The following is a 23,467-nucleotide window of genomic DNA, read 5'->3' as shown; positions in this document are numbered from 1 at the left end:
TGAAGAGGAACTAATGACGTATCAACAAGCTGGACGCATCGCGGTCTTAAAACGTATTGCTGGTTGGGTTATTTTCATTCCCGCCCTGATTTCAACGCTGATCTCCGTACTCAAATTTATGTACGATCACAGCGAAAAACAGCCGGGCATCAATGCCGTCATGCTTGATTTTGCGCACGTCATGATTGAGATGATGCGGTTTAACACCCCGTTCCTGAACGTCTTCTGGTTCAACTCGCCCACGCCGGATTTTCACCACCAGCTGAATGTCGGTTTCTGGATAATCTATGCGTTGATATTTATCGCGATGGCGTTGCAGGCCTCCGGCGCGCGCATGAGTCGCCAGACCCGCTTTTTGCGCGAAGGGGTGGAAGACCAGCTGATACTTGAGAAGGCGAAAGGCCCTGACGGGATGAGCCGCGAGCAGATCGAATCGCGCATTGTCGTTCCGCGTCATACCATTTTTGTGCAGTTTTTCCCGCTCTACATCCTGCCGGTCATTATCATTGTGGCCGGGTATTTCTTCTTTACGCTGCTTGGCTTCCTGTAAATCCTAAGGGAAGGGGCGTGAAGCCGCCCCCTCCCGCTATGCCGCCAGAATGCGGTCCAGCGCCCGCTGGGCATTCACCAGATGACTCCCGCCAAACAAAATAGCCCGGTTTATCAAGGTGTACAGCTGATAAACCGGCTGACGATCAAGGAAACCCGCAGGTAACGGCGAGACAGACTGATAGCCATCATAAATTTGCGGCGGCTGTTCAGGGTGCAACGGCAGCATTGCGAGGTCACATTCTCTGTCGCCCCAGTAGCAGGCCGGGTCAAATATATAGGGACCATCAGGCCCAAGTGCACAGTTGTTTGACCATAAATCTCCGTGCAGAAGGGAAGCCTGAGGCTGATGCGAAGCCAGACGCTGCTGAATGTGTTCAACAATCGCGTCGATGTTGCCGAACGCTAATCCCTTTTCAGCGGCCAGCTCCAGCTGCCAACCGATGCGCTGCTCGGCGAAAAAGGTCGACCAGCGGCGCTGCCATGCGTTTGGCTGTGGGGTAGTGGAGAGGTCGTTATCAAAATCGAGCCCGAACTGAGGTTGATCGCTCCACTGGTGCAAACGGGCGATCTGTTGCCCGAGAATAAAGGCGTTGTGCGCATCCAGAGGGCGCGCGGGAAGATAGTTCATCACCAGAAAGCTATAGTCACGATCGCTACCGACGGCTAAAACCTGCGGAACGGTGACTGTTTTACTGCGCGATAACAGCTCAAGCTGATCGGCTTCGGCAGTAAAAATGGGGAGTAATTCACGCTCATCACATTTAACGAAAAGATCGCGCCCGGCGTAACGTAAATGCCATGCGGCATGGATCTCTCCGCCTGGCAGTTCGTTACGCAGTTCAATTTCACCTTCACCCAGCTGCTCACTTAAAAGATGACTGATAGCCTGCCACATGATGTCTCTCCCATGTTGTCTGCCAGATCATAAAGTTAGCGCAAAACGGCTATAAAAAAACAGGAACTAACGCACAACTGAGCGGTTTAATTTTGTACAGGGCACTTATTGTTCTTTTTTATGCCAGTTTTCCCAGCTATCCACATCAATTTCCGTGGCTTTGTCAGTCACGCTTTCCACCAGGCTACTGGCCAGCGCCTTCACCTCTTCCTGACTCAGCGGGCTTATCAGGCCAAATGCCAGTGAGCCGAGATCGTGAATATTGCCCTCATCGTCCGTCAGCGTGAGCAGAAAATTGGCGCGCGTGAACGCGTTGTTGAGTTCATTCAGTTCGGTCAGCGACGCCTCATGAATATTCACGGTTACGACGTAGCGGGTGATATCACCACTGCTCATAATTCACCTCGTTGTTATCCTGAAAGTTTTCTTAGCATAGTCGATATGCCCTGTTTAGCGACTTCCCCCTCCATGGGAAGGGGAAGCAGGTTCAGCTTCTCGCCAGGTAATCGACAATTTTCTGGGTATCCGCAAGCGAACACAGACGCGTTCCCTGGTTTATGGTGGCTGCACTCCCTGCCGCGACGCCATAGCGTGCCATCTCCAGAAGCGAAGCGCCCTGCGCTAGCTTCAGCACCATCGCGCCAACCATACTGTCACCGGCACCCACGGTGCTCTGGCTTTTCATCGGCGGTGGCACAACCTGTACAAAGCCCGTCTTGTCGACGGCCAGCGCACCCTGAGGACCGAGAGAGACCACAACGCGATGCGCTTTGCCCGTACGTACCAGCTCTTCTGCGGCAGTACGAACGTCATCAGGCTGGCTGAGTTCTCGATTAACCAGGGCGCTGAGCTCTTTCTGGTTAGGTTTAACGAGTTCAAGTTGTCCGGGTTCTAACGCCGCCTTCAGGGCTTCGCCTGAGCTATCGACAATGCAGCGGATGCCGCGCTGGAGCGCCGCCTGAACCAGCGCCGTCAGTTTTTCTGTTTCGACGCCCGGCGGCAGACTACCGCTGATCACCAGTAATGAGCCGCTTTCAATGGTCAGCACTTTCTCTTCCAGTTGACGAAACTCATCATCGGTCAATTTCGCCCCCGGCATCACAAAACGATATTGCTCGCCGCTGGATTCAACATGGACATGCAGGTTCTGCCGGGTCCAGTCTTTAGCGTCGACGGTGTCTACGGCAACCTGTTCATCTGCCAGCAACGCCACCAGATGTTCTCCCGTGGCGCCGCCAGCGGGGAAGATGGCGGTGGCTTTTCCGCCGAGATGGGTAATGGCGCGCGCCACGTTAATGCCGCCGCCGCCCGGCTCAAACACCGGCGCGCTACAGCGCAGCTTACCTTCCGGGTAGATTTGCGGCGTCATGGTCGCGGAGTCGAGGGAAGGGGAGAGTGTCAGCGTATAAATCGAAGCCATCATGACCTCCTTTTATCATGGGTTCTTTTAAGCCTGGCACCGTTTGGCAGGAAGGCAACGTAAATAACAGTATGATTTTAAATATGAATGCTGACAAATAACCTGCGCCGGGCATATAAAATAAAACACGTTTTGGGATCGTTCTTATTCAAAAAATGAAAGAAGAAAATATTGCTATGTTATTTGCGGCTTTTTATAATTTGTTACCTTTCTATGGTCGCCTTGTCATTGATCCGCAAGAAAGTTTCCGAGACCGTGACGGTCTCTTTTTATGTTGTACGGACTCCTTAAATAAAATGAAGCTTTTGAAGACAGTACCCGCAGCACTGATGCTGGCGGGTGGCGTATTTGCGTCACTGAATGCAACCGCCGATGATACCGTTTTTACTGTCATGGACGATCCCTCCACTGCCAAAAAACCCTTTGAAGGTAACGTGAATGCCGGGTATCTGGCGCAATCCGGTAATACGAAAAGCTCCTCCCTGACCGCAGACAGCACCCTGACCTGGTACGGCAACACCACGGCCTGGTCGCTGTGGGGAAATGCCAGCAACACCTCTGCTAACGATCAACGCTCATCGGAGAAATACGCGGTAGGCGGACGTAGCCGATACAACATGACCGATTATGACTACCTGTTCGGGCAGGCGAGTTGGCTGACTGACCGCTACAACGGCTATCGCCAGCGTGATGTCGTAACTGCGGGTTATGGTCGTCAGTTCCTCAATGGGCCGGTGCACAGCCTGCGTTTTGAATTCGGTCCGGGTGTCCGTTACGACGAGTACACCAACGGCGAAGATGAAACCCAGCCGCTGGGTTATGCATCGGGCACCTATGCATGGCAGATGACGGACAACGCAAAATTCACCCAGGGTGTGTCGGTGTTTGGTGCTGAAGATACAACGCTGAACTCAGAAAGTGCGTTGAACGTGGCCATCAACGAACACTTTGGACTCAAGGTGGCGTACAACGTAACCTGGAACTCATCACCACCTGATTCTGCACCGGAACATACCGATCGCCGAACCACGATTTCTTTAGGTTATAAAATGTAATATCGTCGGGCCGGGATTATTCTCGGCCCGTTTTTTATTTTATGAAACTGTGCTTATTTATATTAAACGGCGTTTTAAAATAATGGGTCTGGTTTCATCTTCATAATTTCTCCATAATTAGCCGACCAGGGCTTATTCAGTTTATTTGACACGAATTGATAAATAATTTGACTAGGCAAGAATGTGATCCAGATCTACACTTACGGCACAGGCGAAAAACTCGCCTCAGGCATATCGCATTAAATAAGTATGAGAATAAAATTATGAAAAAAATCAAAACCGCTACAGCAGCGATGGTGCTTTCCGCACTTTCATTTGGCGTATTTGCTGCTGATAATATGACGCAACCTGCCAGTGACGTTAACAGCCCAATCGGGATCGCTAAAGCCTCGGATGTAGAAGCAGGCTCCAACATTGCCCCTGGCTCTCAGTCTACCGGCCAGTCAATGAATGATGCATTTGATGTACACAAGCTGGTGGCGGGTGAGTGGTCCTGATATTTCAACTGCCACGTGTGACGGAATATATACGCTGTCACAGCCTGTCGAAAACCGGATTATGACGTACCGGTTTTGGGCCATAAATTATCGTAAAGATAGTTAAGATTTATTCAGTAAATTCACGGCACGTTTTCGCTGACAAAATATTAGCCCCAGATCATTGCGGCCCAGCGCAGCAGCAACATCGCGCCGCAAATAGCAATTAACACCACGACCATTTTCCAGTGCTTCACGGCAAATCTTTTTGTTGGCATAACCTAATCCTTGTCAGTTGATACCCTTAGTCTACCAAAATCTGCGCCAGAAAGCGCTCAACCCTGGACAACAGGTTATGCCGGAACACCGGTTCGGCTTAAAACCAATGGAATCTGTCAGCCAGAATCAATACCAGGCAAGCAGCGGAAAGTAGATTCAATATCACAACGGTTCTGCTGGATACATTCATGTGATACCCCTTCGATGTTTAAGGACCAAGTCAAGAATAGCTCAGCACTTTCGGATTGCGAGCCTCCGTCAGCAAAAGTTCATGAACGCAGACAAAAGGATGAACGGTTCAAACGGTCGCAGAAGGTGCATTCGCCCTTTCAATAGTGTTACCATTACCCTGCTTGCCGTAAATTCGCATTTATCTGAATCGGCAGGTGCATGATGACGAACCAATTTGACGATTGTTGGTCAGATGGTTTCGTAATCTACTGTTTAATCACGATTATTTTCTTTGTATATGCTCTTATGTGTGGGGCATCACTGCAAATAAGGATATAAAATGCCTGTAATTACTCTTCCTGATGGCAGCCAACGCCATTTCGACCATGCTGTTAGCCCAATGGATGTTGCCCTGGATATCGGTCCTGGACTCGCAAAAGCAACCATCGCAGGTCGCGTAAACGGCGAGCTGGTAGACGCGTCCGATCTGATTGAAAGCGATGCAACGCTTGCGATCATCACCGCGAAAGACGAAGAAGGTCTGGAGATCATTCGTCACTCCTGTGCGCACCTGTTAGGCCATGCTATCAAGCAGCTGTGGCCAAACACCAAAATGGCAATCGGCCCGGTTATCGACAACGGTTTCTACTACGACGTTGACCTTGACCACACCCTGACTCAGGAAGATATCGACGCGCTCGAGAAACGAATGCACGAGCTCGCCGAAACCAACTATGACGTCATTAAGAAGAAAGTCAGCTGGCACGAAGCGCGTGAAACCTTCGTGAAGCGCGGCGAGAGCTACAAAGTCTCGATTCTTGATGAAAACATCGCTCATGATGACAAGCCTGGCTTGTACCATCACCAGGAATACGTCGACATGTGCCGTGGACCGCACGTGCCGAACATGCGCTTCTGTCATCACTTCAAACTGATGAAAATCGCAGGCGCTTACTGGCGTGGCGACAGCAACAACAAAATGTTGCAGCGTATTTATGGTACCGCGTGGGCCGATAAGAAGGCCCTGAACGCGTACCTGCAACGCCTGGAAGAGGCGGCTAAGCGTGACCACCGTAAAATCGGTAAGCAGCTTGACCTGTATCATATGCAGGAAGAAGCGCCGGGGATGGTGTTCTGGCATAACGACGGCTGGACTATCTTCCGTGAACTGGAAACGTTCGTGCGCTCCAAGCTGAAAGAGTACCAGTACCAGGAAGTGAAAGGCCCGTTCATGATGGACCGTGTGCTGTGGGAAAAAACCGGCCACTGGGACAACTACAAAGATGCGATGTTCACCACTTCGTCTGAGAACCGTGAATACTGCATCAAGCCAATGAACTGCCCGGGCCACGTTCAGATCTTCAACCAGGGTCTGAAATCCTACCGCGATCTGCCGCTGCGTATGGCGGAATTCGGTAGCTGCCACCGTAACGAGCCATCAGGTGCGCTGCACGGTCTGATGCGTGTTCGTGGCTTTACTCAGGATGATGCGCATATCTTCTGTACTGAAGATCAGGTCCGTGAAGAAGTTAACGCCTGTATTCGTATGGTCTACGATATGTACAGCACCTTTGGCTTCGAGAAGATCGTGGTCAAACTCTCAACGCGTCCGGAAAAACGTATCGGCAGCGATGAGACATGGGATCGCGCAGAGGCGGATCTCGCCGTCGCGCTGGAAGAGAACGGTATTCCGTTCGAATACCAGCTGGGCGAGGGCGCATTCTACGGTCCGAAAATTGAATTTACCCTGTATGACTGCCTCGATCGCGCATGGCAGTGCGGAACGGTACAGCTGGACTTCTCCCTGCCGCAGCGTTTAAGCGCCTCTTATGTTGGCGAAGACAACGAGCGTCAGGTGCCGGTTATGATTCACCGTGCGATTCTCGGTTCACTGGAGCGCTTCATCGGCATCCTGACCGAAGAGTTCGCGGGCTTCTTCCCAACCTGGCTTGCGCCAGTGCAGGTAGTGGTGATGAACATTACCGATTCTCAGGCGGATTACGTTAAAGAATTGACGCAGAAACTACAAAATGCGGGCATTCGCGTAAAAGCAGACTTGAGAAATGAGAAGATTGGCTTTAAAATCCGCGAGCACACTTTACGTCGTGTCCCGTATATGTTGGTCTGTGGTGATAAAGAGGTGGAAGCAGGCAAAGTTGCCGTTCGCACCCGCCGTGGTAAAGACCTGGGGAGCCTGGACGTAAGTGAAGTGATTGAGAAGCTGCAACAAGAGATTCGCAGCCGCAGTCTTCAACAACTGGAGGAATAAGGTATTAAAGGCGGAAAACGAGTTCAAACGGCACGTCCGAATCGTATCAATGGCGAGATTCGCGCCCAGGAAGTTCGCTTAACAGGTCTGGAAGGCGAGCAGCTGGGGATTGTGAGTCTGAGAGAAGCGATCGAAAAGGCTGAAGAAGCTGGAGTAGATTTAGTTGAAATCAGCCCTAACGCCGAACCGCCAGTTTGTCGTATCATGGACTACGGCAAGTTCCTTTATGAAAAGAGTAAGTCTTCTAAGGAACAGAAGAAGAAGCAAAAAGTTATCCAGGTTAAGGAAATTAAATTCCGTCCTGGTACCGACGATGGCGATTATCAGGTAAAACTCCGCAGCCTGATTCGCTTTCTGGAAGATGGCGATAAGGCCAAGATCACGCTGCGTTTCCGCGGTCGTGAGATGGCCCACCAACAGATTGGTATGGAAGTGCTTAACCGCGTCCGTGACGATCTGAGTGAACTGGCAGTAGTCGAATCCTTCCCTACGAAGATCGAAGGCCGCCAGATGATCATGGTGCTCGCTCCTAAGAAGAAACAGTAAGGCCTTCAAGCAGCAAAATCTGTGGAGCCTTCGGGCCCCATAGGTTTTGTTCGCCTATGTTTCGTTTATTTAACAATGCGAAGTGGAAGTTATTAAAATGCCAAAAATTAAGACCGTACGCGGTGCTGCTAAGCGCTTCAAAAAAACCGGTAAAGGTGGTTTTAAGCACAAGCACGCTAACCTGCGTCACATTCTGACTAAGAAAGCTACCAAGCGTAAACGTCACCTGCGTCCAAAAGCCATGGTTTCTAAAGGCGATCTGGGCCTGGTCATCGCGTGCCTGCCGTACGCATAAGTCGTTAACGTTTAACTTTTTTAACTTAGAATAGATACAGGAGAGCACACATGGCTCGCGTAAAACGTGGTGTAATTGCACGTGCACGTCACAAGAAAATTTTGAAACAAGCTAAAGGCTACTACGGTGCGCGTTCACGCGTATACCGCGTTGCCTTCCAGGCTGTTATCAAAGCAGGTCAGTACGCTTACCGTGACCGTCGTCAGCGTAAGCGTCAGTTCCGTCAACTGTGGATTGCGCGTATCAACGCAGCAGCACGTCAGAACGGTATTTCTTACAGCAAATTCATCAACGGCCTGAAAAAAGCCTCTGTTGAAATCGACCGTAAGATCCTGGCTGACATCGCAGTATTCGACAAAGTAGCGTTCACCGCTCTGGTCGAAAAAGCGAAAGCAGCACTGGCATAAGCCAGTTGAGAGAGGGGGCTTTGCCTCCTCTTTTCATTTAACACCATCAGAAGATTGACATTTATCCGTGCAGGCTTTTCAATAAGGTCTAACGGTTTTTACCCTACAAGGTAACGCAAGCATGAATGCTGCTATTTTCCGCTTCTTCTTTTACTTTAGCACCTGACTTCAGGAGGCTAGCGCGTGAAAGATGAAACGAAAAACAGCGCCAGATAAGCCTCCCGATGGAGGCTTTTTTTGTGCCTGAAGTTAAGAGAATACGTCCAACAATTCGGTGTCTGCACCGACATAATGAGGAAAACCATGTCACATCTCGCAGAGCTGGTTGCCAGTGCAACGGCCGCCATTAACCAGGCCTCAGATGTTGCCGCGTTAGACAATGTCCGCGTCGAATATCTGGGCAAGAAAGGGCATTTGACCCTTCAGATGACTACCCTGCGTGAACTGCCAGCAGAGGAGCGCCCGGCAGCCGGTGCAGTGATTAACGAAGCCAAAGAGCAGGTACAGCAGGCGCTGAACGCGCGTAAAGCCGAGCTGGAAAGCGCAGTACTGAATGCGCGTCTGGCGGCAGAAACGATTGACGTTTCTCTGCCGGGTCGTCGTATTGAAAACGGCGGTCTGCATCCGGTGACTCGTACTATCGATCGTATTGAAAGTTTCTTCGGTGAGCTCGGCTTTACCGTGGCGACTGGCCCGGAAATTGAAGATGACTACCACAACTTCGATGCCCTGAACATTCCTGGCCATCATCCGGCACGTGCTGACCACGACACTTTCTGGTTTGACGCTACCCGTCTGCTGCGTACTCAGACTTCCGGCGTTCAGATCCGTACCATGAAGGAGCAGGAGCCGCCAATCCGCATCATCGCGCCGGGTCGCGTATACCGTAACGACTACGATCAGACCCACACCCCAATGTTCCACCAGATGGAAGGTCTGATTGTTGATAAAAACATCAGCTTTACCAACCTGAAAGGCACGCTGCACGATTTCCTGAACAACTTCTTTGAGGAAGATTTGCAGGTTCGCTTCCGCCCGTCCTACTTCCCGTTCACCGAACCGTCTGCGGAAGTTGACGTGATGGGTAAAAACGGCAAATGGCTGGAAGTGCTGGGCTGCGGCATGGTGCATCCAAACGTGCTGCGCAACGTGGGTATCGATCCGGAAGTGTATTCCGGCTTTGCGTTCGGTATGGGTATGGAGCGTCTGACCATGCTGCGCTACGGCGTAACCGACTTACGTGCGTTCTTCGAAAACGATCTGCGTTTCCTCAAACAGTTTAAATAAGGGCAGGACAGAACAATGAAATTCAGTGAACTGTGGTTACGCGAATGGGTGAACACCACGCTGGACAGCGACGCGCTTTCCAACCAGATCACCATGGCGGGTCTGGAAGTTGACGGTGTAGAGCCGGTTTCTGGCGCCTTCACCGGCGTGGTCGTGGGCGAAGTGGTTGAATGCGGTCAGCACCCTAACGCTGACAAACTGCGCGTAACAAAAGTCAATGTGGGCGGTGACCGTCTGCTGGATATCGTCTGCGGTGCGCCAAACTGCCGTCAGGGCCTGAAAGTGGCCGTGGCGACCGTCGGTGCGGTGCTGCCGGGCGATTTCAAAATCAAAGCGGCTAAGCTGCGCGGTGAGCCGTCTGAAGGCATGCTGTGCTCCTTCTCCGAACTGGGTATTTCCGACGATCACTCCGGCATTATTGAACTGCCGCAGGATGCGCCAGTTGGTACCGATATCCGCGAATACCTGAAGCTTGATGACAACACCATCGAAATCAGCGTAACGCCAAACCGTGCTGACTGTTTAGGCATCATCGGTGTGGCCCGCGACGTGGCCGTGCTGAACCAGACTGAACTGAACGTGCCGGAGATCGCTCCGGTTGAGGCAACCATCAGTGACGTGCTGCCGATACAGGTAGACGCGCCTGAGGCCTGCCCACGCTACCTCGGTCGTGTGGTGAAAGGTATTAACGTTAAAGCGCCAACCCCGCTGTGGATGAAAGAGAAACTGCGTCGCTGCGGTATCCGTTCTATCGATGCAGTCGTCGACGTCACCAACTATGTTCTGCTGGAGCTGGGCCAGCCAATGCACGCGTTCGATAAAGATCGTATCGAAGGTGGGATCGTCGTGCGCATGGCGAAAGAGGGCGAAACCCTGGTTCTGCTGGACGGCAGCGAAGCGAAACTGAACGCTGACACCCTGGTGATTGCCGATCACAACAAAGCGCTGGCGATGGGCGGGATCTTCGGCGGCGAGCACTCTGGCGTTAACGACGAGACGCAAAACGTCCTGCTGGAATGTGCGTTCTTCAGCCCGCTCTCCATCACCGGCCGCGCACGCCGTCACGGTCTGCACACTGATGCTTCTCACCGCTACGAGCGTGGCGTGGATCCTGCGCTGCAATACAAAGCGATGGAGCGTGCGACTCGCCTGCTGATCGCCATCTGCGGCGGTGAAGCGGGTCCGGTAATTGATGTGACCAACGAAGCGACGCTGCCGAAGCGTGCGACCATTACCCTGCGCCGCAGCAAGCTGGATCGCCTGATTGGTCACCACGTTGCCGATGCGCAGGTGACCGACATTCTGACGCGTCTGGGCTGCGAAGTCACTGAAGGTCAGGACGAGTGGAAAGCCGTTGCGCCATCCTGGCGTTTTGACATGGAGATTGAAGAAGACCTGGTGGAAGAAGTGGCCCGCGTGTACGGCTACAACAACATCCCTGACGAGCCGGTGCAGGCGGGTCTGGTGATGGGCAGCCATCGCGAAGCCGATCTGTCTCTGAAGCGTGTGAAAACCATGCTGAACGACAAAGGCTACCAGGAAGTGATCACCTACAGCTTCGTTGATCCTAAGCTGCAACAGCTGATCCACCCGGGTCAGGAAGCGCTGATCCTGCCAAGCCCGATTTCCAGCGAGATGTCAGCGATGCGTCTGTCCCTGTGGACCGGCCTGCTGGGCACTGTCGTTTATAACCAGAACCGTCAGCAAAACCGCGTACGTATTTTCGAAAGCGGTTTGCGCTTTGTACCGGATACTCAGGCGAATTTAGGCATCCGTCAGGATCTCATGCTGGCCGGCGCCATCGGCGGTAACCGCTTTGAAGAGCACTGGGACCTGGCAAAAGGGACGGTTGATTTCTACGATATGAAGGGCGATCTGGAAGCGATTCTTGATCTGACCGGTAAATTATCCGAAATTGAATTCCGCGCAGAAGCGATTCCAGCCCTGCATCCGGGTCAGAGTGCGGCGATCTATTTAGACGGCAAACGCGTTGGTTTCATTGGGGTTGTTCACCCGGAGCTGGAACGTAAGCTGGATCTGAATGGCCGTACCATCGTATTCGAACTGGAGTGGAACCCGGTTGCAGACCGCGTCATTCCTCAGGCGCAGGACGTCTCACGCTTCCCGGCAAACCGCCGTGATATCGCGGTTGTGGTCGCTGAAAATGTGCCCGCAGCAGATATTTTGGCCGAATGTAAGAAAGTTGGCGTAAATCAGGTAGTTGGCGTAAACTTATTTGACGTGTACCGCGGCAAGGGCGTAGCAGAAGGTTTCAAGAGCCTCGCTATTAGCCTTATCCTTCAGGATACCAGCCGTACACTCGAAGAAGAGGAGATTGCCGCTACCGTCGCCAAATGTGTAGAGGCATTAAAAGAGCGATTCCAGGCATCATTGAGGGATTGAACCTATGGCGCTTACAAAAGCTGAAATGTCAGAATATCTGTTTGATAAGCTTGGGCTTAGCAAACGGGATGCCAAAGAGCTGGTAGAGCTGTTTTTCGAAGAGATCCGTCGTGCTCTGGAAAATGGTGAGCAGGTTAAACTCTCCGGTTTTGGCAATTTTGATTTGCGAGACAAAAACCAACGTCCGGGCCGTAACCCGAAGACGGGGGAAGATATTCCCATTACAGCCCGCCGCGTGGTGACCTTCAGACCCGGACAGAAGTTAAAAAGCCGTGTCGAAAACGCAACGCCCAAAGCAGAGTAATATGAACTAACTAAAAAGGCCGCTCACGCGGCCTTTTTTCTTTGCGCTATTTGCTAAACCCGCCGTAAAATCAATGATATCTCAACCGGATAACCTATCGTCTATGCTTGATCTTGCCCGCCGCCAGCACCGCTCCGATCTTCGCCGCCTGTGTCTGCTCGGGGTGCTGTTGATTGTCGCCACCACCGTCAGCCTGTGTGCGGGCGATCGGTGGCTGGGGCCGGAAAGCTGGTTTACGCCTGAAGGACAGCTCTTTGTCTGGCAGATCCGCCTGCCGCGGACGCTGGCGGTCCTTTTAGTCGGCGCTGCCCTGGCGCTGTGCGGCACGATCATGCAGGCATTATTTGAAAACCCTCTGGCGGAACCCGGACTTCTCGGGGTCTCGAATGGCGCAGGCGTCGGGCTTATCGCCGCCGTGATGCTGGGGGGAGGCGAACTCTCCACCTGGGGGATTAGCCTCAGCGCAATCCTTGGCGCGCTGCTGATCACCCTTATCCTTCTGCGCTTTGCCCGTCGCCATTTATCCACCAGCCGGCTGCTGCTTGCCGGGGTAGCGTTGGGGATCATCTGTAGTGCGCTGATGACCTGGGCCGTCTACTTCTCCACCTCCTTCGATCTGCGCCAGTTAATGTACTGGATGATGGGAGGATTTGGTGGCGTCGACTGGCGTCAGGGGTGGCTGATGGTGCTCCTGATCCCGGTCATCCTGTGGACGGCGTTCCAGGCGCAGCCGCTTAATATTCTCGCGCTGGGGGAAACGTCTGCTCGCCAGCTCGGGATGCCGATTGGATTCTGGCGCAACGTGCTGGTTATCGCCATTGGCTGGATGGTAGGCGTAAGCGTGGCGCTGGCGGGGGCGATTGGCTTTATTGGGCTGGTGATCCCGCATATGCTGCGCCTGTGCGGCATTACGGACCACCGAACCCTGCTCCCGGCCTCGGCGGTTGCCGGGGCGGCAACGCTGCTGATTGCCGATATCATCGCCCGGCTCGCCCTGACGGCCGCTGAGTTGCCCATAGGCGTGGTGACCGCAACGCTGGGCGCACCGGTCTTTATCTGGCTACTATTAAAAGCTGGACGTTAAAACACAACCTGTAAGTCAACCTGAGGGAATGCTATGCAGTCTGATATTCTGAATACCGAAGTGACGACCATTGACGGCGAGAAAACCACGCTGGAAGGCTACAAGGGCAAGGTGCTGCTCATCGTGAACGTGGCGTCGAAATGTGGCCTTACGCCGCAGTATGAACAGCTGGAAAACATTCATAAAGCCTGGGAAAAAGACGGCTTTACCGTACTCGGCTTCCCGTGCAACCAGTTCCTGGGCCAGGAGCCGGGTAGCGAAGAGGAGATTAAGACCTTTTGCAGCACAACCTATGGCGTGACGTTCCCGATGTTCAGCAAAATTGATGTGAACGGGGAAAATCGTCATCCGCTGTATGCCAAACTGGTGGCCGCGGCGCCGACCGCCGTTGCGCCTGAAGAGAGTGGTTTCTATGAGCGTATGGCAAGTAAAGGCCGCGCGCCGCTCTATCCGGATGATATTCTGTGGAACTTCGAAAAATTCCTGATTGGCCGTGACGGTGAGGTCGTGCAGCGTTTTTCGCCAGACATGACGCCTGAAGATCCTATCGTGATGGAATCAATCAAGCTGGCGCTGGCGAAATAATGACGCTGCTGATGCAGCTCACGGACGTTGCCGGCAAGGGGCGTCTTGAGCCTGTTACCGCCGAAGTCAACGCAGGTGAAATCCTTCACCTGGTTGGGCCAAACGGCGCCGGAAAAAGCACGCTACTGGCGTGCATGGCGGGGCTGACCAGCGGGGAAGGGGATATTACCTTCCTCGGGCAATCGCTCGGCGACTGGCTACCCGCTACACTTGCCTCCCGTCGAAGCTACCTGGTTCAGCAGCAGGTTCCGCCCTTTGCGATGCCCGTCTGGCACTACCTGACGCTGCATCTGCCTGACAAAAATCAGGTGGGATTACTCAACGAGGTTGCTGCGGCACTCGGGTTAGACGACAAGCTTACCCGGCAGGCAAATCAGCTTTCCGGCGGCGAGTGGCAGCGCGTGCGTCTGGCGGCCGTTATCCTTCAGATCCATCCGGCGGGAAATCCTCACGGGCGGTTGCTGCTGCTGGACGAGCCGATGAGTGGGCTGGACGTTGCCCAACAGGCAGCGCTGGATACCCTGCTCAGCGCGCTGTGTCGCAAGGGGATTGCCATTGTGATGAGCAGCCATGATTTAAACCATACGTTGCGCCACGCGCATCGGGTGTGGTTGCTGGCGCGTGGCAAGCTGATTGCCAGCGGAACGCGCGACAGCGTGCTGACGGCCGCCAATCTTGCGAGCGCTTACCACATGTCGTTCCGGAGGCTGGATATTGAAGGCCACAAGATGCTCATTTCCACGGCGCAGGAATAACCTTTCTTGCACAGCTGCATAGATGCACGCTAAATTACCGAAAGAACAAAAAAAGCAGAGGATTCGTCTGAAATGCGATTCTGGTTTCTCCTTGTTGCGGCGCTCTTTCTTGCAGGATGCAGCAGCCATCGTGCACCTCCGCCCAACCCACGGCTTTCCGATTCCATTACGGTCATTGCCAGCCTGAACGATCAGCTCAGCAACTGGCGCGGCACACCTTATCGCTACGGCGGCATGAGCCGGGGCGGGGTGGATTGCTCGGGATTTGTGCTGATGACCTTCCGCGATAAATTTGACCTCCAGCTTCCGCGTGAAACGCGTATGCAGGCGAAAATCGGCACTGAAATTGATAAAGACGAGCTCCTGCCCGGCGATCTGGTCTTTTTTAAAACGGGCTCCGGTGAAAGCGGCCTTCATGTCGGCATCTATGATACCGATAATCAGTTCATTCATGCCTCGACCAGCCGTGGCGTGATGCGCTCCTCTCTGGATAATGTTTACTGGCGTAAAAACTTCTGGCAGGCCAGACGTATTTAACCGCTGCATAAAAATGCAGTGCGGAGGGCCTGGCGGTGAAAATAGACGTCAGGCTTTTCTTGCGGGTTGATTAAAGTTAAATTTTTGCCCAATTATTTATGTCCGCATGTGCCTGTTTTATCTAAAACTGGCTATTATTCAATAACCAGGATAAAATTAATTTAGATTCAGGGAAAAATCTGAAAATTAATACGGAAAGAATGAAATTAATCTTATTAAAATCAAGACAGTGGAATTGTGCCTGCAATTGCTCCAGGATGTTCTCTCTCATCTTTAATGCAGGACAAGCGCGATGATTATTACGCTAGATAATGCTTACCAGTCTGAACTTTTACTCCTTCCGGCGCGTGATAGTGCAGGTTTGCTTAAAGGTTTAGAGATTTTGGTTAACTTTACTGGCGTGGGTGCGGACGTACGGATCCCGACTGAACTGGTTATCCCACATCTTTCTCAGGAAGATGAATTAGCGCTGTTTCAGGAGAAACTGCAATTACTCGATACCTGTAAGCTATTTTTTATTCAGCATCAGTTAATTGCATGGATCAATATTACACCTGCAATTGTTGAGTTTTTATTAACTAATGAGAACGCTGTTTCAATCCTTGAGCGATATCCGTTTCTTGAGTTTACCGTTAATGAGAACTATCCAGGTTTAAATAACGGGAAAGACGATCCCTGTCTGGCAAGAATGGCGATCCATTTCCCCTTAGTACTGGCTAACTTTGGTGCAGGGGCATCTTCCCTTAAACCGGTTTATGATGGTCTGTTCAAACGGGTGATTCTGGATAAAAACTTTATCCAGCAGCGCGCGTCGGCACTCTCGTTTGAGCCTTTTATGCGCGCCATTCTCTGGCAGATCGCGCCGCATTGTCAGTCGGTCATGGTCTCGGGAATTGACGATCACGGCATCTTAGAACGCGTGCTGCCCTTCAATTTCGGTGCAATGCAGGGAAGCCTGTGGCCTGCCGTCCCGGCAGAGCGGGTCACGACTCTCGTTCAGCAATAACCCCTTTCTTCGCCCGTGTTTACGTCCAGGGAAACCCTCTACACTTAAAGCAGGAGGACTTATGACCCTGTCTTTTACTGCTCACTGGCACGATGAATTACCCGGCTTTTACACCGCGCTTAAGCCAACGCCATTACAGAACGCGCGTCTTATCTGGCATAACGATGCATTAGCGGATTCGCTTGGCATCCCTTCGACGCTTTTTCAGCCAGAAAAAGGCGCCGGCGTCTGGGGCGGCGAAACGCTGCTCCCGGGCATGAAGCCGCTGGCTCAGGTCTACAGCGGACATCAGTTTGGCGTCTGGGCGGGACAGCTCGGCGATGGCCGCGGCATCCTGCTGGGTGAACAGCTTCTGCCGAATGGCGAAACGCTCGACTGGCACCTGAAAGGGGCAGGGCTAACCCCGTACTCACGCATGGGGGATGGCCGCGCGGTGCTGCGTTCAACCATCCGTGAAGGTCTGGCTTCCGAGGCGATGCATGCCCTGGGGAACCCTACCTCACGCGCGCTGTCCATTGTCACCAGCGACACGCCGGTGGCCCGTGAAACGATGGAGCAGGGAGCGATGCTGGTCCGCGTTGCGGAAAGCCATCTGCGTTTCGGTCATTTTGAACACTTCTACTATCGCCGCGAGCCGGATAAGGTCCGCCAGCTTGCCGATTACGCCCTTCGCCGTCACTGGCCGCACCTGCAAAACGAGCCGGACCGCTATGTTCTCTGGTTCCGTGATATTGTCGCGCGCACTGCCGCAATGATTGCCCGCTGGCAGGCCGTCGGCTTTGCCCACGGGGTGATGAATACCGACAACATGTCCCTGTTAGGGCTGACGTTTGACTACGGTCCGTACGGCTTCCTTGATGACTATCAGCCGGGTTACATCTGTAACCATTCGGACTATCAGGGGCGTTACCGTTTCGACAACCAGCCTGCGGTGGGGCTGTGGAACCTTCAGCGGCTTGCGCAAAGCCTGTCGCCGTTTATCGACGTCGATGCCCTGAACGATGCGCTGGACAGCTATCAGGAGATCCTGCTGCGGGAATATGGTGTGTTAATGCGCAACAAGCTGGGGCTGATGACGCAGGAAAAAGGCGATAACGCGCTGTTGAATGGGCTGTTTGCCATCATGGTGCGTGAAGGCAGCGACTATACCCGAACCTTCCGTATGCTGAGCCAGACCGCGCAGCAGAGCGCCGCGTCACCGCTGCGCGACGAGTTCATCGATCGTCAGGCGTTTGATGACTGGTTTGCCGTTTACCGGACGCGTTTACAGCAGGAACAGATTGATGACGATACCCGCCAGACGCGGATGAAGGCGGTTAACCCGGCGATGGTGTTGCGCAACTGGCTGGCGCAGCGGGCCATTGAGCAGGCAGAGCAGGGGGATTATACCGAGCTGCATCGGCTGCATATCGCCCTGCGCACGCCGTTTGCCGACCGGGAGGATGAATATGTCAGCCGCCCGCCGGACTGGGGCAAGCGGCTGGAAGTGAGCTGCTCAAGCTAAGGGGCGAGAAAAACCTGCGGTGCGGCGTGCGCCGGATGTCTGCCGACGTGCACCTGCGCACCGTACCAGTGTGCCAGCGCGTCGGCCTGCAAAACCGTCTCCGGTATGCCCTGAGAAACAATCCTGCCGTTGTGTAACAGCAGGATCCGGTCCGACCATAATGCGGCAAGATTGAGATCGTGCAGCACCACGCAGGCGTGAAGATGGCCCTGACGGGTCAGCGATTTCAACAGGCGCAGCAGATGCTGCTGGTGGTAGAGATCCAGCGCTGAAGTGGGTTCGTCGAGAAACAGCCAGCCGCGCGGCGTTCCGTCACGCCACAGCTGCGCCAGCGCGCGGGCGAGCTGGACGCGCTGCTGCTCGCCGCCGGAGAGGGCATGATAACGCCTGCCGGCCAGCGGCAGGCAACCGGTCAGCTGCAACACCTCACGCACAATCGACGGTTCCGGGTGACGCGTCCAGGGCGCACGCCCCATGCCAACGATCTCCTCCACCTGCCAGTCAAATCCAGGCTGAGACTGCTGGCGCATCACTGCCCGATAGCGGGACAGCGTCTGCGGATGCCATTCATCCAGCGCTTTTCCCGCCAGCGAACAGCCGCCGCTGTCGGGTTTCAGGTAGCCGGTCAGCAGCCGCAGCAGCGTGGATTTCCCCGCGCCGTTGGGGCCGATCAATGTAACCAGCTCTCCCTGCGACAGTGACAGCGAAACGTTATCTGTCAGCGTGCGGCCAGATCGGGTAAAAGTAAGATTTTCAGCCGTATAACGTTCAGCCATGCTGTTCTCCACGACGAAAAATGAGCCATAAGAACCAGGGAGCGCCAAGGATACTGGTGAGCAGGCCGACCGGCATTTCTGCCGGAGCGACCAGGGTGCGCGCGACCGTATCCGCCACCAACAGCAGTAATGCGCCCGCGAGTACCGTGCCGGGGAGGGTTGCCCGGTGATCGGCGCCCAGCCACATGCGCATCAGGTGCGGCACCACGAGTCCGACAAAGCCAATCACGCCGCTGACGGCGACAGCCGCAGCGACCAGCAGGGCGCTGCATAACAGTAATATTCGCTGTACAAGGGCAACGTCCACGCCAAGGTAATGCGCTTCCTCCTCACCCAGTTGCAGTAAATTTAATGCGCTGGCACAACGCCAGATCGCCAGAACGGCAGGCACCATCAGCGAGGTCACGGCGAGCAGCGTTGACCACTGTGCCTGACCAAGACTTCCCATTCCCCAGAGTGAAAGCTGACGCAGCTGGGCGTCATTGCTGACCCACGAAAGCACACCCACTGCCGCACCGCACAGGGCATTGATGGCGATACCCACCAGCAACAGACGTGACAGAGAGGGGTCACGCTGCTTGCTGAGCAGGAAGATCACGCCAGTGGCTGCCAGCGCCCCAAGAAATGCCGCCAGCATAGGGGCGTAAAGCATCACCAGCGCGGGCAGCGCGAGCGGGAGCACCACCCACAGGGCGACGGCCAGCGCCGCACCGCTGCTGATCCCGAGCAGGCCCGGGTCGGCCAGCGGATTGCGGAACAGCCCCTGCATGACGCAGCCGGCGAGCGCCAGCGACCCGCCAATCACCAGCGCCAGCAGCACCCGGGGCAGACGGATGGTAAGCCAGATCTGGCGTAGCGTCTCATCGCTGCCGCTCCACAGCACGTTCACCGGCAGGCGTAACGCCCCAACACCGGTGGCCATGAACGTCATGACGGTAAGCAACCCCGCCAGAAGCCATAACGATAACGTGATGCGCCGGGACATCAGGGCAGTTGCTCCGCTCTGGCACGCAGCTGTTGTATGGCTTTCGGCGTGCGGACGCTGAAGCCCAGCAGGGCCATATCATCAATAGCCAGCACCTGCTTGCTTCGTCCCGCTGGCGTTTGCGCCAGACCGGGCAGTTTCCACACATTTTCTTCGCCGCCCAGCGCGTTAAGACCGTCCTGCGAAATCACCACCAGATCCGGCTGGCTGGCCATCACCCCCTCCTGGGAAAGCGGCTGATAGCGGGTAAAACCCTGCATGGCGTTCTGCAACCCGGCGGCGCGTATTGCCGCATCCGCGCCGGTCTGTTGCCCGGCCGCCATTGCGGTCATTCCGCCGTGGCTGAGGATAAACAGCACCCGCTTGTTGAGCGGTGTTGAGGGCAGTGCCGCCAGTGCCTGACGCAGCGAGCTGCGCAGGGTTTCCCCTTGCGCCTCATGATGCGTCGCCTGAGCTATCACCCGCACTTTTTCGTCAATCGCGCGCAGGTCAGGCGTGCCGGGAACGGTAACCACCCGGACGTGGCTCTGTTCAACCTGCTTCAGCGCCAGAGAGGGCTGCGCCTGGTCGCTTGCCAGCACCAGCGTCGGGCGTACGGACAAAATTCCCTCCGCATTCAGCTGGCGGAGATACCCTACGTCAGGCAGCGCGTTTGTTGCCTGCGGCCACTGGCTGGTACTGTCGCGCGCAACCAGAGAAGACTCCGCCCCGAGGGCGTAGACGATCTCCGTCACGTCGCCGCCGAGGGCGACAATTCTCTCCGGCGCGGCGACGGCGACCAGCGGCAGGGCGCAGAGCAGGGCGAACCAGTTTTTCATGCGGCCAGCCCTTCTGGCGTCAGGGCATCAATCTGGCGGCGCCACTGGCTCTGCTCAGGCTCGCCTTCGGTACGCTGCCCGTAGAGCTGGGCGATCTGAGTGCCATCCGCAGCAAACAGCTCCAGGCTGGTAACGTGTCCGTCCGCCGTAGGTTTACGCGTTACCCACGTCTCGGCGATAGTCTCCTCCAGCAGATGCAGGGTAAAGGTTGGGTTGAAGATGTTCAGCCAGCCTTTCATGGGCGTCAGATTTTCCACCACACCGGTGAAGATCTGCACGCAGCCGCGGTTGCCGACGAAGATCATGATTTCGTTTCCGTCCTGTCGCGCCGTCTCCAGCAGCTGTGCCAGCGCGCTGTTATCCACCTGACAGGCCAGATCGTCACTCACCAGACGAAACGCCTGCTGGCGGCTCAGGTTATGGCGCTTCAGTAAGCTAAAGAACTGATGCACGTCGGTCATGGCGCGCCACTCTTTCTCCACCGAGCCTGCATCAGCACCGTCGGAATGCGCAGGGGCCTCGACAGCCTTCAGTGCCAGAGCGGGGTTATCGGCAGTGATAAAACGGGTCAGCACGTCGCCCCAGGCGGCAACGTCGGTGTGATCCGTGGTGTAGACCTTCAGTAAAGCGTCGCCCTGATGATCGAAGAACTGTATGCTCTGACGTTCGCCGCGGGAGGTCGTTTCACTTATGTGAAACGCGCTCGCCCACTGGTTGAGGAACAAACGCAGATCCAGCGCGCGCGGATTCAGCACCAGCCCGGCATGACCGCCGAGGTGCTGGTGAGTAAACGCCCCGATTTGTTCGTGAACGGCGTATTCGTTACGGCAGATGCATTTGGTTTCCCCCACGGACTCCAGCGCCGCCAGAATCTCGCGGATTTCACCGCGCAGCCGCCAGGCGTCGTGTCCAACCCGCGCAAATGCCAGCTCTGCTTCGCTGATGTGCATTAATCCGGCGATATCACGGGCGTACTTACCCGGATGTTCTTCTTTAAGTTCAAGCCAGCGTGTGTAGTGACCCATAATCTTATCCTTCTGAATCGTTGCCCCGAAGGGAATTACCATTGATAACTGACGAAGATCTTGCCGTTGCGGCCATCCTGCGGGATGCCCTGCGGTGACCAGTAGGCTTTGTCGAAGGCGTTCCCCAGCACGAGGGTGGTGGTGATGCCTTTGAACTGCTGCTGGCCTTTATAGCTGACGTAGAAATCATTCACTGCGTAGCCAGGCTGCTCGCTGTAGCTGCTGCTGATATGCGTTGAACGTTCGACGAAGGTGCCGATCCAGCCCACGGAGAAGCCGCTTTGCGCCACCGGGATATCCAGCTTGCTGGTGACGGTGTCCGGGTTGATGCTGGAGATGTATTCGCCCGTTTCGGTATCTTTCCCGCGCGTGCGGTTGTAGGCCACGTCGAGGTTGAACAGGCTGGTCGCGTAGGTTGCCATCATGTCCCAGCCCCAGATTTTGGCATTGGGTACGTTATAGGACATGGTGGTGGCCGCCGCAAAATCGACGGTGGTGGAGATGTAATCTTTCGCTTTGGTGTCGAAGTAGCTGGCTTTGAACTCCAGCGCGTCGTTGGCGAGCAGCAGATCGTCAAAACGTAGCCCAAAACCGAACTCCTGGGTTTCGTTAGTTTCCGGACGCAGGTTCGGGTTCGGCACCCAGTAGTTGGTGTAGAAGCTGCCGATAGAGAAGTGCTTCGAGTCGTTATACATCTCGCCCATCGTTGGCGCACGGAAGGCCTGGGCGTAAGAGCCGAACAGCATCAGCCAGTCGGCTGGACTCACGGTTAACCCGGCGCGTGATGACCACTTATCCGCATCCACGTCGTCGTAACCGTCGCTGCTGCCGCGGTAGTTGTCGTAACGCGTCCCGCCGAGAAGCGTTACCGGCAGGTCGCGCAGGGTGATCTCATCCTGCAACCAGCCGGAGCTGAAGTCGATTTTCGCGTCCGGGAAGCCGGTGGTCGCGCCGCCAGGGTGTTGCTCCTGACGATAGTATTCCCCGCCGTAGGTCAGCAGGTGCGAGGCGAAGGAGTCGCTGAACAGGCGGGTGCGGTTTTCCACTTTGCCGCCTTTGGTAGTCTGCTTACGGAACTCGCCGCTGGCGTCGATGTTCTGGGCGTTGATCCGCGCTTCGGACCAGTAAATTTTCGCATCGGCGTTCAGCCAGTCGTTTCCGGCTGGCGCAATGCGGTAGCCAAGCTGTGCATCGCGCTGAATGGTGGAACGATCGGTCATCGGGTTACTGCTGCTGGCATCCGTGGTCTGCGGATTTTTCGGCTCCTGCGCGTCGTTGTTGTAGTAGCGCAGGGAGCCACTCAGCGTCTGCGCCGGATCGATTTTCCAGCTGCCTTTCGCCAGCATATTGTTGATGGATTCGTCATTTGGCGCCCTCGCGCCGTCACTCTGGCGAATGTCGCCGCGATCGCGGCTGGACCAGGAGACCAGACCGTCCAGGGTATCGGTGCGGCCATAGGCGCTGGCACCCATCCCGATGCTGTGATCGCCCGTTGCACCGGTAGCAAATACGCGATAGCCGCTGTTTTTACCTGCATCCAGCAGATCGTTGGCGTCGACGGTGTCATACGAAATTACGCCGCCCAGCGCGCCGCTGCCGTACAGCAAGGCGGAAGGACCACGTACTACTTCAATACGTTTGATCAGCGCCGGATCGAGGAACGTGCTGTTCAGGTGTCCGGTATCAGTGCCCTGGCGCACGCCATCCACCAGTATCAGCACGCCACGGCGGTCATAGCCCCGGAGGTTAACGTCCTGACCGTTGGTGCGCCCGGTGCCGTCCAGCATCAGACCGGGCACCTTGCGCAGCAGGTCGGCGGCGGAGCTGGCGGTCTGGTTTTCCGGCGCGGTGGCGTCAATCACGCTCACCATCATGGGGGCTTCAAAGGCGCTGCGGGCATTGCCGGTGGCGGTGACGGTGATTTCGTCTGCGGCGGCAAACGTAACGCCCGGCAGGGTGCTGACAATCGCCAGCGCCAGAAGAGACGGGCGTAAAGACGCGGATTGCAGGTGTGGCATAGCAACTCTCCATAA

General features: G+C 55.1%; 27 protein-coding genes and 1 other annotated feature. Of the genes, 17 read left to right on the top strand and 10 right to left on the bottom strand.

The genetic code is table 11. The features are described from left to right. Window positions 1–13 precede the first annotated feature (13 nt). Window positions 14–550: a YniB family protein gene (locus SK62_RS12000; RefSeq protein ID WP_015570741.1), complete on the top strand. Its 537-nt coding sequence runs from the start codon at window positions 14–16 to the stop codon at window positions 548–550. Window positions 551–586: 36 nt separating this feature from the next. On the opposite strand, the gene SK62_RS11995 is transcribed toward SK62_RS12000, so the two are convergent. The 3 genes from SK62_RS11995 to pfkB form a co-directional block, all read right to left on the bottom strand. Next, window positions 587–1,447, bottom strand: coding sequence for a fructosamine kinase family protein (locus SK62_RS11995; RefSeq protein ID WP_015570740.1), 861 nt, complete (start codon window positions 1,445–1,447; stop codon window positions 587–589). A 105-nt stretch (window positions 1,448–1,552) separates the two neighbouring features. Next, window positions 1,553–1,843 (bottom strand): type V toxin-antitoxin system endoribonuclease antitoxin GhoS, encoded by a 291-nt coding sequence (gene ghoS / locus SK62_RS11990; RefSeq protein WP_003857822.1) that lies wholly within the window; start codon window positions 1,841–1,843, stop codon window positions 1,553–1,555. Window positions 1,844–1,934: 91 nt separating this feature from the next. Next, complete coding sequence (pfkB, locus tag SK62_RS11985; protein WP_039271037.1) at window positions 1,935–2,867, bottom strand: 6-phosphofructokinase II; 933 nt, start codon at window positions 2,865–2,867, stop codon at window positions 1,935–1,937. A 296-nt stretch (window positions 2,868–3,163) separates the two neighbouring features. Here pfkB and SK62_RS11980 point away from each other — a divergent pair, with 296 nt between their 5' ends. Further along, on the top strand, window positions 3,164–3,922 hold the full coding sequence (locus SK62_RS11980; RefSeq protein WP_026080717.1) for a DUF481 domain-containing protein: 759 nt from the start codon (window positions 3,164–3,166) through the stop codon (window positions 3,920–3,922). A gap of 263 nt (window positions 3,923–4,185) precedes the next feature. Next, window positions 4,186–4,419, top strand: coding sequence for a YdgH/BhsA/McbA family protein (locus SK62_RS11975; RefSeq protein ID WP_015570736.1), 234 nt, complete (start codon window positions 4,186–4,188; stop codon window positions 4,417–4,419). Window positions 4,420–4,568: 149 nt separating this feature from the next. Here SK62_RS11975 and yniD read toward each other — a convergent pair whose 3' ends face one another. Next, window positions 4,569–4,676, bottom strand: a complete 108-nt coding sequence (gene yniD, locus SK62_RS22905; protein ID WP_003857815.1) for a small membrane protein YniD — start codon at window positions 4,674–4,676, stop codon at window positions 4,569–4,571. Window positions 4,677–4,774: 98 nt separating this feature from the next. Then, window positions 4,775–4,867: a stress response membrane protein YncL gene (yncL, locus tag SK62_RS22300; RefSeq protein WP_071842885.1), complete on the bottom strand. Its 93-nt coding sequence runs from the start codon at window positions 4,865–4,867 to the stop codon at window positions 4,775–4,777. A 321-nt stretch (window positions 4,868–5,188) separates the two neighbouring features. Here yncL and thrS point away from each other — a divergent pair, with 321 nt between their 5' ends. The 14 genes from thrS to selO all read left to right on the top strand — a co-directional run bounded on the left by thrS (window position 5,189) and on the right by selO (window position 17,830). Then, window positions 5,189–7,117 carry a threonine--tRNA ligase gene (gene thrS, locus SK62_RS11970; RefSeq protein ID WP_003857814.1) on the top strand — a complete coding sequence of 643 codons (1,929 nt, stop codon included), beginning with the start codon at window positions 5,189–5,191 and terminating at the stop codon, window positions 7,115–7,117. Window positions 7,118–7,120: 3 nt separating this feature from the next. Beyond that, window positions 7,121–7,663, top strand: a complete 543-nt coding sequence (gene infC / locus SK62_RS11965) for a translation initiation factor IF-3 (protein WP_023616141.1) — start codon at window positions 7,121–7,123, stop codon at window positions 7,661–7,663. Window positions 7,664–7,760: 97 nt separating this feature from the next. Beyond that, entirely contained in the window at window positions 7,761–7,958 is a 198-nt protein-coding gene (rpmI, locus tag SK62_RS11960; protein WP_001124225.1) for a 50S ribosomal protein L35, read from the top strand. Window positions 7,959–8,008: 50 nt separating this feature from the next. Continuing rightward, complete coding sequence (gene rplT, locus SK62_RS11955; protein ID WP_000124850.1) at window positions 8,009–8,365, top strand: 50S ribosomal protein L20; 357 nt, start codon at window positions 8,009–8,011, stop codon at window positions 8,363–8,365. Window positions 8,366–8,481: 116 nt separating this feature from the next. Next, window positions 8,482–8,606: a sequence feature (Phe leader region), on the top strand. Further along, on the top strand, window positions 8,487–8,531 hold the full coding sequence (gene pheM, locus SK62_RS22900; RefSeq protein ID WP_001386830.1) for a pheST operon leader peptide PheM: 45 nt from the start codon (window positions 8,487–8,489) through the stop codon (window positions 8,529–8,531). It overlaps the preceding feature by 45 nt. A gap of 62 nt (window positions 8,607–8,668) precedes the next feature. Continuing rightward, window positions 8,669–9,652, top strand: coding sequence for a phenylalanine--tRNA ligase subunit alpha (gene pheS, locus SK62_RS11950; protein WP_003857809.1), 984 nt, complete (start codon window positions 8,669–8,671; stop codon window positions 9,650–9,652). A 15-nt stretch (window positions 9,653–9,667) separates the two neighbouring features. Then, window positions 9,668–12,055, top strand: coding sequence for a phenylalanine--tRNA ligase subunit beta (gene pheT, locus SK62_RS11945; protein ID WP_047719391.1), 2,388 nt, complete (start codon window positions 9,668–9,670; stop codon window positions 12,053–12,055). A 4-nt stretch (window positions 12,056–12,059) separates the two neighbouring features. Next, a complete protein-coding gene (ihfA, locus tag SK62_RS11940) occupies window positions 12,060–12,359 on the top strand; it encodes an integration host factor subunit alpha (RefSeq protein WP_003857805.1) in 300 nt (99 codons plus the stop codon). 103 nt (window positions 12,360–12,462) lie between these two features. After that, entirely contained in the window at window positions 12,463–13,443 is a 981-nt protein-coding gene (gene btuC / locus SK62_RS11935) for a vitamin B12 ABC transporter permease BtuC (protein WP_032648058.1), read from the top strand. 33 nt (window positions 13,444–13,476) lie between these two features. Next, window positions 13,477–14,028 carry a glutathione peroxidase gene (locus SK62_RS11930; RefSeq protein WP_017384653.1) on the top strand — a complete coding sequence of 184 codons (552 nt, stop codon included), beginning with the start codon at window positions 13,477–13,479 and terminating at the stop codon, window positions 14,026–14,028. Further along, window positions 14,028–14,783, top strand: a complete 756-nt coding sequence (gene btuD / locus SK62_RS11925) for a vitamin B12 ABC transporter ATP-binding protein BtuD (protein WP_032648060.1) — start codon at window positions 14,028–14,030, stop codon at window positions 14,781–14,783. Before SK62_RS11930 ends, btuD begins: the two co-directional genes overlap by 1 nt. Window positions 14,784–14,855: 72 nt before the next feature. Beyond that, window positions 14,856–15,320, top strand: coding sequence for an NlpC/P60 family protein (locus SK62_RS11920; RefSeq protein WP_015570730.1), 465 nt, complete (start codon window positions 14,856–14,858; stop codon window positions 15,318–15,320). 292 nt (window positions 15,321–15,612) lie between these two features. Beyond that, complete coding sequence (locus tag SK62_RS11915) at window positions 15,613–16,326, top strand: EAL domain-containing protein (protein ID WP_032104825.1); 714 nt, start codon at window positions 15,613–15,615, stop codon at window positions 16,324–16,326. Window positions 16,327–16,387: 61 nt separating this feature from the next. Beyond that, complete coding sequence (selO, locus tag SK62_RS11910) at window positions 16,388–17,830, top strand: protein adenylyltransferase SelO (protein ID WP_048249571.1); 1,443 nt, start codon at window positions 16,388–16,390, stop codon at window positions 17,828–17,830. Here selO and SK62_RS11905 read toward each other — a convergent pair. From SK62_RS11905 to SK62_RS11885, 5 genes are read right to left on the bottom strand one after another with little or no spacing between them, the layout of a single operon-like run. Beyond that, window positions 17,827–18,606 carry a heme ABC transporter ATP-binding protein gene (locus tag SK62_RS11905; RefSeq protein WP_015570728.1) on the bottom strand — a complete coding sequence of 260 codons (780 nt, stop codon included), beginning with the start codon at window positions 18,604–18,606 and terminating at the stop codon, window positions 17,827–17,829. The two genes, selO and SK62_RS11905, sit on opposite strands and share 4 nt — an antisense overlap. Next, window positions 18,599–19,591 carry a FecCD family ABC transporter permease gene (locus SK62_RS11900; protein WP_047719393.1) on the bottom strand — a complete coding sequence of 331 codons (993 nt, stop codon included), beginning with the start codon at window positions 19,589–19,591 and terminating at the stop codon, window positions 18,599–18,601. Before SK62_RS11900 ends, SK62_RS11905 begins: the two co-directional genes overlap by 8 nt. Further along, entirely contained in the window at window positions 19,591–20,409 is an 819-nt protein-coding gene (locus tag SK62_RS11895) for a heme/hemin ABC transporter substrate-binding protein (RefSeq protein WP_047719394.1), read from the bottom strand. Before SK62_RS11895 ends, SK62_RS11900 begins: the two co-directional genes overlap by 1 nt. Further along, on the bottom strand, window positions 20,406–21,434 hold the full coding sequence (chuS, locus tag SK62_RS11890) for a hematinate-forming heme oxygenase ChuS (RefSeq protein ID WP_047719435.1): 1,029 nt from the start codon (window positions 21,432–21,434) through the stop codon (window positions 20,406–20,408). The genes SK62_RS11895 and chuS overlap by 4 nt, the downstream gene beginning before the upstream one ends. A gap of 35 nt (window positions 21,435–21,469) precedes the next feature. Next, window positions 21,470–23,452, bottom strand: a complete 1,983-nt coding sequence (locus tag SK62_RS11885) for a TonB-dependent hemoglobin/transferrin/lactoferrin family receptor (RefSeq protein WP_047719395.1) — start codon at window positions 23,450–23,452, stop codon at window positions 21,470–21,472. Window positions 23,453–23,467: the final 15 nt, after the last annotated feature.

The sequence above is a fragment of the Enterobacter sp. BIDMC109 genome, from assembly GCF_001037885.1.
Lineage (GTDB): Bacteria > Pseudomonadota > Gammaproteobacteria > Enterobacterales > Enterobacteriaceae > Enterobacter > Enterobacter hormaechei_C.
Note: the sequence above shows the minus strand (reverse complement) of the source record. Positions and strands in the feature narration are given on the sequence as shown.